This is a genomic window from Pseudomonas typographi (assembly GCF_014694385.1).
GTDB classification, from domain to species: domain Bacteria; phylum Pseudomonadota; class Gammaproteobacteria; order Pseudomonadales; family Pseudomonadaceae; genus Aquipseudomonas; species Aquipseudomonas typographi.
Genome location: NZ_JAAOCA010000201.1, coordinates 1 through 246, shown reverse-complemented (window position 1 = coordinate 246; position 246 = coordinate 1). Strand labels below are relative to the sequence as shown.

1 protein-coding gene is annotated in these 246 nt (G+C 63.8%); it reads left to right on the top strand.

The window, feature by feature from the left end:
* Positions 1 to 236 (top strand): hypothetical protein (locus HAQ05_RS28390; protein WP_190427687.1); only part of this gene is annotated, 236 nt, incomplete at its 5' end.
* Positions 237 to 246 lie beyond the last annotated feature (10 nt).

Below are 246 nucleotides of genomic sequence, written 5' to 3'. Positions count from 1 at the left end.
ACCTCGATGCGGCGGCGCAGGAGCATGGCTACGATAACTTGATGACGGCCATCAGCTATGCCGACGAGCCTGCAGTGGCGCGCTTTCAGGCGGACGGAAAGGCATTTAGGGCGTGGCGCTCTTTGGTTTGGGAATACGCCTACGAACAGCTTTCCGCGGTGGAGGCGGGCACCCGCGAGGTGCCGACGCTGGAAGCGTTCCTGGCCGAACTGCCTGTGCTCGAGGTGCCGGCATGACGCTCGATCC